General features: G+C 45.8%; 6 protein-coding genes. 4 read left to right on the top strand and 2 right to left on the bottom strand.

Annotated features, from left to right (window positions below; translation table 11 throughout):
* Window positions 1–25: 25 nt before the first annotated feature.
* Complete coding sequence (gene nagB, locus PP181_RS16615; protein WP_138259431.1) at window positions 26–1951, bottom strand: glucosamine-6-phosphate deaminase; 1926 nt, start codon at window positions 1949–1951, stop codon at window positions 26–28.
* Between the two features lie 172 nt (window positions 1952–2123).
* Between nagB and PP181_RS16610 the strand changes: the two genes are divergently transcribed.
* Window positions 2124–2873 (top strand): DeoR/GlpR family DNA-binding transcription regulator, encoded by a 750-nt coding sequence (locus PP181_RS16610; RefSeq protein ID WP_272637908.1) that lies wholly within the window; start codon window positions 2124–2126, stop codon window positions 2871–2873.
* 8 nt (window positions 2874–2881) lie between these two features.
* Entirely contained in the window at window positions 2882–3691 is an 810-nt protein-coding gene (murQ, locus tag PP181_RS16605) for an N-acetylmuramic acid 6-phosphate etherase (RefSeq protein WP_154920825.1), read from the top strand.
* A gap of 107 nt (window positions 3692–3798) precedes the next feature.
* On the opposite strand, the gene PP181_RS16600 is transcribed toward murQ, so the two are convergent.
* On the bottom strand, window positions 3799–4920 hold the full coding sequence (locus tag PP181_RS16600) for a PQQ-dependent sugar dehydrogenase (protein ID WP_272637907.1): 1122 nt from the start codon (window positions 4918–4920) through the stop codon (window positions 3799–3801).
* Window positions 4921–5058: 138 nt separating this feature from the next.
* Here PP181_RS16600 and PP181_RS16595 point away from each other — a divergent pair, with 138 nt between their 5' ends.
* Both PP181_RS16595 and PP181_RS16590 read left to right on the top strand, forming a co-directional pair.
* Window positions 5059–13656 (top strand): T9SS type B sorting domain-containing protein, encoded by an 8598-nt coding sequence (locus PP181_RS16595; protein WP_272637906.1) that lies wholly within the window; start codon window positions 5059–5061, stop codon window positions 13654–13656.
* A 189-nt stretch (window positions 13657–13845) separates the two neighbouring features.
* Complete coding sequence (locus PP181_RS16590; protein WP_154920828.1) at window positions 13846–14565, top strand: prolyl oligopeptidase family serine peptidase; 720 nt, start codon at window positions 13846–13848, stop codon at window positions 14563–14565.
* Window positions 14566–14588: the final 23 nt, after the last annotated feature.

Here is a 14588-nt window from a genome sequence, read left to right as displayed (position 1 = left end):
GAAAATAGGCCCTTTTTTAAGAGTATTAAAATTTATGTCTTACAAAAGCTTCCATGGCCGCATAGGAAGACATGCCCAAAGCCTTGTATTTGTTTGCGGTATCCCTATTTCGCTCCTCGGCTCGCATCCAGAATTCGCGGGAGTCGTCCCCTTGGAACATAACCCCATCCTTTTGGGACTGATGGCAGAATATGGCATTTCTCTTTTTTAGGACCTGTCCCGGACTCATAGGAACGCACATTTCTATTTCGTTGATGTCCCATTCGTGCCAAGCGCCCCTATACAGCCACAACCAACAGTCTTGTATGAAAGGTTCCGGTTTTAGTCGTTTTAAGGCTTCTAGAACGGCGTCCAGACAGACTTTGTGGGTGCCATGAGGGTCTGCCAAGTCCCCGGCAGCATATATTTGATGCGGTTTAATCTGGCTTATGATATCTACCATTAAGTCTATATCCTCTTTAGAAAGATTGTTCTTTTTAATCGTTCCGGTTTCGTAGAAAGGCAGGTCCAAGAAATGGACGTTGGCATCCTTTAGGCCCATGTATCGGGTGGCGGCATAGGATTCGGACCGCCTGATATCTCCTTTCAACCTACGTAATTCCGGGGAATCGATTTGGCTATCCCGTTTGTTGTTGATTGAGTTGATGATTTTCTGAACTTTTTCAGAGGGGTTCAAGTTCATGGCGATTTCCGCGAATTTGCGGGCATCGGTATCGGATACGGCAATATTTCCGGATGTTTGGTACACTACATGCACTTCGTGGCCTTGTTCCACCAATCTATCGAAAGTTCCCCCCATGGAAATGACGTCATCGTCTGGATGCGGGCTAAAAATAATGACCCGTTTTTTGGCAGGTTCCGCCCGTTCCGGTCTGTAAGTGTCGTCCGCATTCGGTTTTCCGCCGGGCCATCCCGTGATGGTATGTTGTAGTTTGTTGAAGATCTGTATGTTGAGGTCATACGAATCCTCAATGGCGAGTAGATCGGCCATGCCGTTGTCGTTGTAATCCTTATCGGTGAGACTCAGAACGGTCTTGCCTGTCTCTTCGCAAAGCCAGATGATGGCCTTGGCCTTGAGTTCTTCCGTCCACTCGCAGGCATCTACCAGCCACGGGGTTTTGTTTTTTGTCAATTCCGAGGCTGCACCGGTATCCAGGATAAAGGTGCAGTTGGGATGGTTTTGTAGGTAGGTTGCCGGCACCTGCGAGGAAATTTCCCCTTCAATGGTTTTTTTGATGATTTCAGCCTTGTTTTCGCCCCAGCCCAAAAGCACGATCCGTTTGGCCTTGCGAACTGTGGCGATACCCATGGTGATGGCCTTCCTGGGAACGTTGGTTATTCCAAGAAACGCTGGTGCGGCGTCCACACGCGTGATGTGGTCCAAGGTGATCACCCTTGTCCCGGAATTATAATGGGAACCGGGTTCGTTGAAACCAATGTGTCCCGTTCTACCGATACCCAATAACTGAAAATCGAGTCCGCCGTAGTCCTTTATTTTCCGTTCGTAACCCAAACAATAGGCTACTGTATTCTCAGGGGCTACGGTACCGTCCGGAATGTGCACGTTTTCTGGGTCAATGTCGATATGGTTGAAGAGATGTTCGTGCATGAAGTAGTGATAGCTCTGAATATTGCTTTTTTCCATGGGCAAATATTCGTCCAAATTGAAGGTGACTACATTTTGGAAGCTAAGACCTTCCTCTTTGTGCATTCGTACCAGTTCAGAATACACACGAATAGGAGAGGAGCCAGTGGCCAGCCCCAAAACACATGTTCTTCCCTGATTTTGTTTTTTTCGGATGAGTTCCGCAATCTCTTCCGCTACGCGAATGGACGCTTCATTGGAATCCGAAAAAATTACGTTGTGGATTTTTTCAAATCGGGTTTCCTCAAATTGTCCAATGGGTTGGTGGCTTATGTCCCTCTTTTTTTTGACCATGGTGGTTTTCATAGAAAATTGGAATTATACTTTTTAAATTCATGCAAATATAGGCAATAAAAATATATTTTGCTGTTTTTTGCAATATTAAATATTAAATTAATTGTCAGGACACAATAACGGAATAAAACGGCATGTTTAAATTTTAGTTATCTTTGTCCCAATTCTATTTATTTGAATACCTATGTTAAAGGAAGAACGCCAACAAATCCTCTTGAACGAAGTAGAATTGCATAATAGGATTCTATTGACGGATATTGCAGAAAGCTTGGATGTTTCCATTGATACCATCCGTAGGGACGTTAAGGAACTGGATGCCGAAAACAAATTGAAGAAGGTTCATGGTGGTGCCATTTCCTTGGGTTTTACCAATAGCAATAGCAGGAATACAAACATCTATGCCCTGGAGGAAAAAGTAATTATCGCCCAAAAGGCTGTTACTTTGTTAAAGGACGGTGCGGTCATTTTTATCGATGGGGGTACCACCTGTATGGAGCTGGTACGGCTCATTCCGGATAATTTGAATTTGACCTGTTTTACCATCAGTCTACCGGTAGCCATGGAACTGTCCCACAAACCAAATGTAACGGTCATTTCCATTGGGGGACAGATTTCCAAGGAGGCCCAAATATCCATTGGTGCGAACGCCATTCATAATCTTTCTGAAATTAGGGTCGACTTTAGCTTTATCGGTACGGGGTATGTGGATGCGGTCTATGGGCTTACGGAGTTTGATTGGGATATCGTACAAGTAAAAAAGGCGGTCATAAAGGCGGCAAAAAAAACGGTTTTATTGTCCATTTCGGAAAAGCTAAATTCGCAGCATCGGTATAAAACCTGTGATATCAATACCATTAATACCATGATAACGGAGTTGGAACCGTCCGACCGAATGTTGGAGGTCTTCCGCAACTGTGACATACGCATCTTATAAGAAACTTTATGGAATACAAAAAAATTACGGAGTCCCCCTCCAATCATGATCATTTGGAACAATTGGATACGGTTTCCATCCTCCAAAAAATGAATGAAGAAGATAAGAAGGTTGCCGATGCGGTCGCCTTGGTAATCCCCCAGATTACTCAGTTGGTGGATGCCCTTGCCGAACGTTTTATACAAGGGGGACGTTTGTTTTACATAGGTGCGGGAACCAGTGGCCGCTTGGGGATTTTGGATGCCTCCGAAATTCCTCCCACTTTTGGTATGCCCCACGAACGTGTTATTGGACTTATTGCAGGAGGTGATACGGCTATTCGAAAGGCGGTCGAGAATGCAGAGGATGATACCCAACAAGCTTGGCTGGACCTAAATGAACATACAATAAATGAAACCGACGTTGTAGTTGGTATTGCAGCTTCGGGCACTACACCTTACGTAATCGGTGGTCTTGAATCGGCACAAAAAAATAATATCCTCACGGCTTGTATCACTAACAATCCGGGTTCGCCTATTACAAAGGTTTCCGATATTCCTATTGCTGTGAACGTGGGTCCTGAATTCGTTACGGGAAGCACGCGCATGAAAAGTGGTACCTCCCAAAAGCTGGTGCTCAATATGATCTCCACGGCACTGATGATAAAGATCGGACGTGTAAAGGGAAACAAAATGGTCAACATGCAACTCACTAATAACAAATTGGTGGATCGAGGAACGAGATATATTGTAGAGGGTCTTGGTGTAAGTTATGACGAGGCCGAGGCTTTGTTAAAAAAACACGGCTCCGTAAAAAAGGCCTTGGAGGCCGGTAAATAGTAAAAGTGTTTGCTTTCCTGGATTTGAGAATTAAAAAATTCAAAACACTAAAACCAAAATGCCCAATGTCAAAATCCCAGTGAATAAATGGCTTACCCTAAAGGTTTTTATTTTTTGGGGTTTAGCCGATAAATCCCTTTTCCTTCCACTCCCACGTAAATTAGTCCGTCAGGTCCTTCTTCAATGGAACGAACACGTCCTATGCCGTCCATTAATTTTTCCCTTCTCGTAACCTTGGTTCCATTCAGTTCCAAGCGTTCCAGATATTGAAATGCCAGGGAACCTACAAGGACACTGCCTTTCCATCCGTTATATTTGTCCGTAGTTATAAAGACCATGCCACTTGGGGCGATGGATGGTACCCAATAATGAATGGGTTGTTCCATGCCTTCCATTTTGGTCTTATCCGTAATGGGCGTGCCGCTATAGTTGATTCCATAGGTTATTACAGGCCACCCGAAATTGGCTCCCTTTTTGACGATGTTGATTTCATCACCGCCTCGAGGACCATGTTCGTTGTCCCAAATTTCACCGGTTATAGGGTGTACGGCAAGCCCTTGCGGATTTCTATGTCCGTAGCTATAAATGGCGGTTTTTGCTCCATTTTTTCCAACGAAAGGATTATCCTTGGGTATGCTGCCGTCATCGTTTAACCTATAAATTTTGCCACCGTCCCTAGTGATATCCTGCGGATTGACGTCCCGTTCCCCGCGTTCCCCTATTGAAAAATAAAGAAACCCTTTATCGTCAAATACTATTCTTGATCCAAAATGTTGCCCTTTTGTGGTGTTGGGAACTGCTTTGTAGAGCACTTGGTTTTGGACCAGTTTATCACCCTCCAGTTTGGCCCTGATGATGGCCGTATTTCCACCTTTGCTATCTCCTTCCGGGGAGGCATAGGACATATAGATCCATCCATTTTTTTCATAATCGGGATGCAGTTCAATATCCAAAAGACCACCTTGTCCCCGCTGATAAATTTTGGGTGCGTTATCGATTTTTGTCTTTTTTCCATTTAAAAATCGGATTAAATCACCGTTTTTTTCGGTAATCAGCAAACTTCCATCCGGAAGAAACGTAAAGCCCCATGGAACCTGTAGGTCATCGACGAACAGCTCTGCATCGAACGGAACGGTTTCTGGCGTAGAAACCTTGTTTTCAGGGTTTTGTGCGCAAGAAAAATTGAGCAATACAACGAAAAAACAGAAAAATAATACACTTTTTTTCATCTTGGAACGTTAGAAGAATATTAATGAGTGAAGATAGATTTTTTATCCTAATACCGAGAATATAAGCAAAAAATTTTACACCAAGGAGGGATATTGACACCCAAATCATTGTCCTTCTTACCAAACACTACTTAACCTATGCACCCATCACAACAGCGAAGATCGCTGTATGTACTCCTGCTGATACTGCTATCGGTGGTTGGCTCTACGGCACTTGCGGATTCAAGCATTACCAAGATTTTTAGTGAGGTAACCCTTGCAGTGGAAAGGGTGGTCGAAAATACGGTTTCCAAGAAGAAAGTCGAAACCTCTTCGGATTTTGATATTTCAAAGACCAAAGACTCCAACACTAAGTCGGCCACTGCCATGGCTCCAATGTTCATGACCATCATCCAAGGCGCGGACGAGGAGGTAGGTTGTAGCAGTAACGGATTCACGGTAGCCCGGTTTAACCTTTGTGGGAACAGCGATGATCGGATTATTAGTCTATCCGGTGGACCATACGGTTCTGTCTCGTGGCAGACGTTGGGCGGTTCCTGTTCTCCGGATATCAACAACGACTGTCCCAATACGGGTTCCTGCTACACACAAGTGGCCACGGGGCAAACCTTCAGTTTGGATGCGAGTTCCATCCCATCGACCATTGGTGCCGAATATAGGGTGGTCGCAGACGGACAAATATATTATTTCAAGGTCAAAAAGAGTACCATCAACCAAACCTTCGTTAAGGAGGATTATATCTGTGATGTACCTGGACGGATACAAATAACCAACTTGTCCAGCGCCTACGAATTTAGTATTGATAGTGGAAGCGGTTTTGGGCCATGGCAAGGCGCCATTTTCTCAAATTTGACTCCAGGTACCTATATTGTAAAGGCCAGGCTGAGAAATATCCCAAATACCTGTGAGTATCCTTACGAGCCTATTGAAATATTGGAAAGAAATTTGGATTTGTCCGTAAACTTTACGGATATCAACTGTCCCGGGGAAACGGGCACCATCACCGTAACGCCCACACCCGGCCTTGGACCGTATAAGTACACCCTTCTTAATAATATGGGCGTGGCGCAGGAATTTACCGCCTTTATACCGGATGAGACCTATACCTTTTCCGCCGTGGGTTCCGGTACCTATATCGCCCAAGTTGAGACCCAGCAATGTACGGGTGATCCATTGAACGGAATCAATCCGCCAAGAATTGCGGTTGATACTTTTGGAAACCCCATAACCATTGGATCCGGAATAAGTCCCCTAGATGCCTCCACGGAGGTAAATTCCAGTTTTGGATGTGCGACCATTTCCAGTGTGGATATCACGGTGAATACATCTGGTGGTTCCGCGCCGTATACATTTACGGTTAATGGTGGGCCTGTACAGCCTTCTTATGGGAATGCGGCGACAGATACCGGAACTACGACCTATACCGTAAATTCACCAGGAACCTATGACTTCGTTATTACCGATAGTAACGGTTGTATTATTACGGCCTCTTCCAACGTGGAAGACTTGCTGCCGCCAGATGTAACAGCATCCGGAATTGACGGAACGTGTAGCAATGGGGGTGCAAGAATTAACTTTACCACTATCGATGCAAGAGGCTACAACCTGTCCTATAGGGTGAATTCTGGTGACCCTTGGGTGACAGCCCCCCAGATTTCAGTTCCCGCGGGCACTTATAATAGTATTGAAGTCCGATATCAGCAAGGAGGTTTTGAATGTACCATTACCCTTCCTCCGATAACGGTGACCACGGTTGGAAACATAAACGGTTCCGCGACCAAAATCTCAGATGTTACCTGTGATGGCAGTGGAGGTACTAATGGAGGTCAAATAGACTTCGTGGGCCCCTTTACTGGTGGATCGGGTAGCGGATATGAATTCAGTATCGATGGGGTGAATTTTACGGGTATCACCTCTTATTCGAATTTATCGGCAGGAACGTATACTCCGATTATCCGTGATGGCGGTGGATGCAGATTGGAACTTACTCCGATTGATATTTTGGATGTAGATCCACCAACGAACCTTGATTTCGCCCAAAGTAATATTAGCTGCGCGGCCGGTACGTCCGATGTAACCCTGACACCGACATCCAATGCGCCAATTGTCAATTATTCCATCATTAGCCCCGTTCCCTTTAACAATGGGGGTAGCGCTACGTTTGTTGGATTGAGTACTTCGACATCCTATATTTTTCAAATTACCGATGCCAATAACTGCACCTACACGGAAGGTTTTAGTCCGGCCGTAATCAGTTCCATACGGGCCCGCGTCAAATCCGGTGGGGACTTACGAGTCTGTAATGGCGCTACGGATGGTACGGGCACCTTCATCATCGACGGATTTGCGAACAACTACACCTATAATATCAATGGAGGTCCTGAAAGTACCCCGCAAAACAATGCAGAAGTAGACTTGCCGTTATCCGGAATAGGGACCTATACCATTACCGTTACTGATGCTGATACCGGCTGTACGGATAGCGTTTCCTTTGATATTGTGGATGCACCTGCATTGGACATTAGCGGAAGTACCGTCACCCCTATGAGCTGCGCCAATGGAAATATAGGTAGCGTTCGTGCCAATTTTACCGGAGGTTGGGGCGGAAACAGGTATACCTTGACTCCGCCTTCCGGGCCTGCAATCGGACCTAGATCAGGTAGGACGTTTAGTAACCTGACAATACCCGGTACCTACACATTGACCGCCGAAGATGCGGAAGGTTGTACCGATACTTTTACTTTTGACCTGACACCAATAGACGCACCTACGGTAAGTTTGGACAATGCGGCATCCGATTTTTGTTATATTCCCGGTACCGGGGCAACCGCAGTGGTAACTTCCACGGCGGGCACAGCGGCATTGGGAACGCATGAATTCCGTATCAATGGTGGTGCTTTGCAACCAACGGGTACCTTCAATGGATTGACTCCCGGTAATTATACCATAGAGGTGGTAGACGGTAACAATTGTAGCGATTCCATAGTAATCACTGTTGCTCCACAACTAAGGGTCAATACTGCGGTAGTCACGGAAATCCCTTGTGGGGGATTGTCCGGCCAGATTCGGGTGGACGTAAGCGGAGGGTATGCTTCTGGAACCGGTCTCTATGAGGTAAGTTCCGATAATGGGGTAACGTTTAGTGCGCCTGCACCCTATACCTCCAGTACCTTCTTTTACGATACTGCCATTGATGGCACCTATATATTTAGAATAACCGATAACAATACTACCAATGCAGGTTGCGAAGCCACATCGGCACCGCTCATATTGAATCCGCCAGCGAACATTGCCGCTGCTTCGGTAATAACAAGGCCTGTAAGTTGCGGTGCTCCAAATAATGGGGTCGTAACCATTATACCCGACGGAACCAGTGGGGTGCCGCCGTACGAAGTCAACTTCAACGGTATGGGATGGAGTTCGCAAACAGTATACTCCGATTTACCGGCCGGTACATATCCTTTTTTAGTTAGGGATTCCAGAGGCTGTGAAACCGTACCGGCAAATGCCGTCATAGGTACCGATACCACCTTGCCACCGGATGCATCGGTTACCCAAGATGCGGCTATTTGTGACGGTAGTGGTGTCGTGAGCGGAGGAATTACCATTAACGGCGTTACCGATGGAACCCCAAATTTCGACTTTAGGATCGAGGACAGTACGGGAACGGAAATCACACGTTTGGAAAATCAGTCGGCATTTCCAATTACCATTAGCGATACCAACTTGATTCCAGGGAACTATACAGTGATTACCTTGGATGCCAATGGTTGTACGGACATAGATACGGTAACTATCACTTCAAATGAAGTTGTGATTACACCCATTTTGCCACCATTACCACCATCCTGTGACGATAGTAGTTTTACATATGCTGTTAGTGTGAGCGGCGGTTCCGGTTCTTATGAAATCAAGTTGGCGCAACAGCCTTCGTTTTATCCCTTGAACAATACGCCGGGCATTAATGACCATACCTTTAGTAATGCTACGGACGGTATCCAATATGGTATTGCCTATACCGTACAGGTGAGGGATGTAGTAACAGGTTGTTTGTACGAGCAGGAAATTCCGCCAGTTGATGCGCCTTCAACACTCGAAATTACGGCATCTTCAACACCTGGAGCCTGTGATGTGAACAGAAACGGGGAGATTGCCTATGAGATCATTGGTTATAATTCTGGGGATGTTTTAAGAATTGAGTTGCTGAACAATGATACAAACACCACAACGTTGATTGTCCCATCATTTTCGGCCCCTGCGCCACCATATACCAACACGTATCCAGAGTTGCCCGGGGATTATCAAATAATCGTGGTGAACGAAACGGATACCTGTAGGGACGCTACGAGTGTTATTATAGATCAGAATCTACCGGCAATTGATGTCATCTCCGATGTTCCCGCGAATTGCAATGCCTTCGGACAGATAACGGTACAGGGCCGTGGTGGATCGGGAGGTCCGTATGAATATGCCTTTGTGCCCGATGGTTCCCCTGAACCGGCCTATCCTGCGGATTATGTAAGTACCACGACTTTTGTAGGCCCTGCTGGAGACTACGATATTTATGTGCGCGATAGTGGTGGCTGTATCTCGTTTGATATTGCCACGGTAATCCAACTGGATCCGGATCTTCCCGTTCCCACATTTACAGTTGTGAACCAGTGTAATCCCAGTTCAACTTCCTTTGATATTACGGTGGCCATGCCAAATTCGGTCAACACGCCTCGTTTTACATTGGCAGGAGATGAACAGATTCCAACGGATGATGGAACCAACTGGGTATATACCTTTACGGTTGCCAGTCCGGGGGATTATGTGGTCGATGTGGTCGATGCAAACGGATGTACCAGTCAGGGTACCGCTACGGTATATAACTTCCTTTCGGCTACGGGCACTTTTTCTACGGATTCAACATGCAACGATGCCGATGGCGAGATTACGATTGCGACTTTTGGCGGCAGCGGTGATTTTGGATACATCCTTTCGGGAACCGATTACACTGGTGCTTCGGTGGGACCCATTACCCAAGAGGACGATCCCGTTTTCACCGGATTGGCTCCCGGTACCTATGATGTTTTGGTGGTGGACCGAATTATGTTCGACGGAACCAATTTCTGCGAATATAATGTGGCCGGAATCAATCTGAATCAGGCCGCGCAACCAGTTATCACTTCAGAATTGGCTACCGATATCACTTGTCGTGACAACAACGACGGTACGATTGAAGTGGTCGTGGGACCTGCAAATGCTTTGGTGCCATTTACTTCTCAGGATATGCCCATTACATATATTTTGAATAACCTTACAACTACTTCGGAACACGACCGAAACAATACGGGTACCTTCTCCAATTTACCACAAGGGGATTATCAGGTTCAGGTGGTGACACAACGAGGATGTGAGGTTTTATCGGCTGTTCATACGATAACGAATCCGGCCGACTTTAGCATAACGGCTTCGGCTCCAGATTTTGCCTGCGAGCCTGGGGCAAATCGCTATAGTTCAACCATAATTACCGTGAATGTTGTAGATCCGGGAACCATCGGCTCCGGATATCAGTATAGTATCACCGGTTTTTCCAACTATCAATCGGGTAACACCTTTGAGATTGTGGATAATGGTTCTCCGCAGGATATAACCGTATATGCCATCGACGGAAATGGATGTCAGACTACCTTTGACCTGCCTACGATCAATCCACCAACCGATGTTGTTCCAACATTGAGCGTAGTGAGTGAATTGGATTGTGCCAACGATGAACGCGTTCGCATCGATGTGGTAGGTACGATGGATTTTACCATTGTCACGAACTCGGTCGTACCGGTAGCCAATGTAACTATTAGTGGTGCTTCCTTTGGGTTTGTAGATTTGCCGGCATCGGGCGATTATATCATGGAAATTGTGGACAATACGGGTGGATGTACTTATCCACTTCCTATCCATACCGTAAACGAACCACAATTGCCGTCGGTATTTATTACGGAAGCCAAACCGGTTAGCTGCTTTGGAACCAATGATGGAGAATTGTTCATAACGGTATCTGATTATGTAGGAACTTATAACTATACGGTCTATATGGCCGATGACATCACCAAGAGTACGCCCATAGCCACCGGAAGTTTTGATACCACCAATTATCCCGATGTGAATGGGGAGGAGGCTAGGATAACCGGACTGCCAGGAGGTAATCTTATAGTTGAGGTGGTTTCCACGGACGTTCCATTCTGTAGTAATGACAGCAATGTGGCCAATATTCGTACCCCTAATGGACCCCTACAAGTTACGGCCAGTTCGGTCGGTAATGTTGGCTGTGGTAATGACAGTGGCGAGATTCAGGCGACCGGAACCGGTGGTTGGGACGGTACGCCGTATGAATACCGATTATTGTTCAGCACCGATGGTGGTACGAGCTACGCCACTGAAGCAGCGCCTTTTTCCAACAACAATACGTTTTCCGGATTGGAATATGGTTTCTACCGAGTGGAGATTCGGGATGCTGAGCTTTGTACGAACATTTTTGATATTCAATTGGATGAAGTACCACAAATCGATGCGGGGATTAGGCAACCGCAAGGGCTGGATTGTCCCAATGGCAATAATGCCGTTTTGGAAGCTTATAATCCCACAACGGGTGATGCTACCACAGCGACTGCTGGAGCCACGGGAGGATTTCCAGGCGCTGGTTATAACTATCGATTACTGTATTTGAACGGCAACGACAATACGGATATCGCATCTACCAGCGGATTACAGAACACGCCAACTTTTATTGGTGCCAGCGGTGGTTTTATCAGTGCCGGATGGTATGCCATAGAGGTTTCCTCTAGCTTTGGATGTTTGTTCGTTACGGAGCCTTATTTTGTGGATCCGCCACCACCAGTGGCCCCGTTACTGGTTCAGACACGGGTACCCGGTTGCGGCGGTGATGGTGAAATGCGATTGTCAATCCAAAATCCGGAACCTTCTTTTACGTATGAATATGCGCCTGTGGAGAATGGGGTTGTGGTAGGGCCTTATCAAACCATGGTGGGAACTTCCGTTTTGGTACCAGGCGTACAGGGAATCACCTATCAATTTGATGTAAGGAAGACCAATGCGGCCAGCACCTGTTTAGCAATAAGATCTAACGGTATAACCATGACCAATGCCACGGGTATTACGTTATTGCCCAATTTACCGGACGATATTTCCTGTGCTTCGGAGCTGGACGGTAGGATAGAATCTTTCGTAAATGGTGGTGTGGGTGACGATACCTTTTACCTCTATAACGGAGACCCGGTAGACGCGTTTAATCCGTCCGCATCGGCAACCTTATTCAGGGGACCACAGGATAATGGAACTTTCGAAGGCTTGCCCGAAGGTACGGACTACTATATTGCCGTAACCAGCGGGGCCACATGTATGGACATTGCAGGGCCTTTCCAAATTGTGAGGCCAGACCCTATCGTATTCGATGCAGCACCTACAACGGTAAGTTGTAACGGGGAGCAGGATGGAACTATTACCGTTGAGGTGTTATCAGGAGGTATCGGTTTGATTCAGTTCGCCATAGGCCCAAATTTCAATGAGTTCTTTAGTGATCCGGCAACTCCGGGAACTTATACCTTCGAGGATTTGGCACAGGGTACCTATGAAATATTGATTCAGGATGAAAACGGCTGTTTTGAACGTGATTTCATCACTGTGGACGAACCCGAGGTGCTCCAGGCCGTCAACATTCAAACTACGCCGGAATTGTGTATAGGTGCAAATGATGGCACTATGACTTTTGAGATAACCGGCGGAACACCCTTTAATGACCCCATGGTAAGTGCTACGCCTTACTATGAGTATAAGGTAGAAATGATCGACCCCATCGACGAATCGGGTACTGGAACTTTTGCTCCATATGTGCCTGGTCAATTGATTGAGAATTTACAGGGCGGTGCCTCCTACGCCATTCATATTAAGGATGCCAATTTATGTACTGGATTGGAATTGTTTAATATCGGCATTGGTGTCGATTTAACTGCCGAACCGTTGGTTGTGTATGGATGTGAGGGAATCTTCCCAAATAGCACGGTAACCATTGACATGTTGGGCAATATAAATATGGATGATTTGATGTTCGCCTTAGATCCCATAGATGCTACTGACGCCATAACTTCCAATGCTGGAATGGACTATCAATGGGGAGATCTTGCTCCGGGTGACCACACCGTTTACATCTACCATCAGAACGGGTGTACCAATTTTGTGGAATTCACGGTCGATGCGTATAATCCATTGACCTTATCAGCAGAAAAAACAGGTCCCAATGAACTTGTGGCCATGGCACAAGGCGGTTATGGCGATTATGAATATTTCTTTAATGGCGTTTCCTATGGAAGTGAAACTACCTTCACCACAAATCGAAGTGGAATGGTAAACATTCGGGTAGTAGATGCCAATGGTTGTGTGGCCGAAGTCGACCTTCCTTTTGAATTTACAGGAATGTTGGAAATTCCCAATTTCTTTACGCCGGACGGAGACAGACAAAATGATGTATGGCAAATACGAAATACGGAATTCTTTGACGATTTGGAGGTAAAAATTTATGATCGTTACGGTAGGGTAGTGGCCGTATTGGACAAGGTGACCGGATGGGATGGAACCTATGAAGGCAAAGAAGTGCCTACAGGCGACTACTGGTATGTGGTCAATGCCCTGGGAGAACGGAAATCCCGTTATGTGGGACACTTCACATTGTACAGATAACATTTAGTAAGGGAAGCTGGGAAAGCTTCCCTTTTTGTTTCATACGTTTAAAATTAAATCAATAGCTTTTAATTTAAACATTTCCTCTTGTAATGGTATTCGACTTCCCGAAACGAATCTCTCGAAAAGGGTTTCACTCATTTTTTAAGCCAAAAAATATGTATCTTCAAAGGATATAATTCGCCTGATTTGTATAAAACCATCTTATTTGTTTTCCTGATACTCTTGGTAAACAGTTGTGCCTCGCAACCTAGTTATACCTTGGTAGATGGAGAGTTGGAGACATCGGTAACGGAAACCTTAAAGTATTACCTGTACTATCCACCGGAATACGAATTGAAACCTGAAAAAAAATTTCCTGTTTTATTGTTCTTGCATGGAGGGGGAGAGGTGGCCGAAGATTTAGGTCCCAATGAAAGAATTCCGCCACCAAACCTCATTTTACAAGGTAGAAAATTTCCATTTCTGATTTTAGCCCCTGAAAATTCATATGCGAAAAGTTGGTGGAACACCCGTGCCGTAAAACAGCTCTTGGATTCCGTGGTTTCAAAAAACCGTATCGATAGGAATAGGATTTACCTATCCGGGATAAGTCGTGGCGGGGGTGCGGCCTGGGAGATGGCGGTCCAATATCCAGAAACTTTTGCTGCCATGGCCGTTGTCTGTGGGATGACACCGTTGCCCTATGCTTCATGGATCAATAAGAAAATGCCCATTTGGGTCTTCCATGGCGAAGACGATGACGTGATTCCGGTCGAAGAATCCGAGTCCATGGTGAATAAACTCAAGGAGTTTGGGTACGATGTCCGGTTCACCAAATATGAAAATGTGGGCCATGAGGCATGGTCAAAAGCATATGCTACGGATGAACTCTATGCGTGGTTTTTAAGGCAACAATTACAGAATTGATGGTACCTCAAACTAAAAAATAC

It is taken from the genome of Maribacter sp. PR66, assembly GCF_028464205.1.
GTDB classification, from domain to species: domain Bacteria; phylum Bacteroidota; class Bacteroidia; order Flavobacteriales; family Flavobacteriaceae; genus Maribacter; species Maribacter flavus.
The sequence above is the reverse complement of the archived record's forward strand: the minus strand, read 5'-3'. Positions and strand labels throughout refer to the sequence as shown.

Coding starts and splice junctions, on each gene's coding strand:
- nagB (WP_138259431.1), bottom strand. CDS start 1,951: ATGAAAACCACCATGGTCAAAAAAAAGAGGGACATAAGCCACCAACCC.
- murQ (WP_154920825.1), top strand. CDS start 2,882: ATGGAATACAAAAAAATTACGGAGTCCCCCTCCAATCATGATCATTTG.
- PP181_RS16595 (WP_272637906.1), top strand. CDS start 5,059: ATGCACCCATCACAACAGCGAAGATCGCTGTATGTACTCCTGCTGATA.
- PP181_RS16600 (WP_272637907.1), bottom strand. CDS start 4,920: ATGAAAAAAAGTGTATTATTTTTCTGTTTTTTCGTTGTATTGCTCAAT.
- PP181_RS16610 (WP_272637908.1), top strand. CDS start 2,124: ATGTTAAAGGAAGAACGCCAACAAATCCTCTTGAACGAAGTAGAATTG.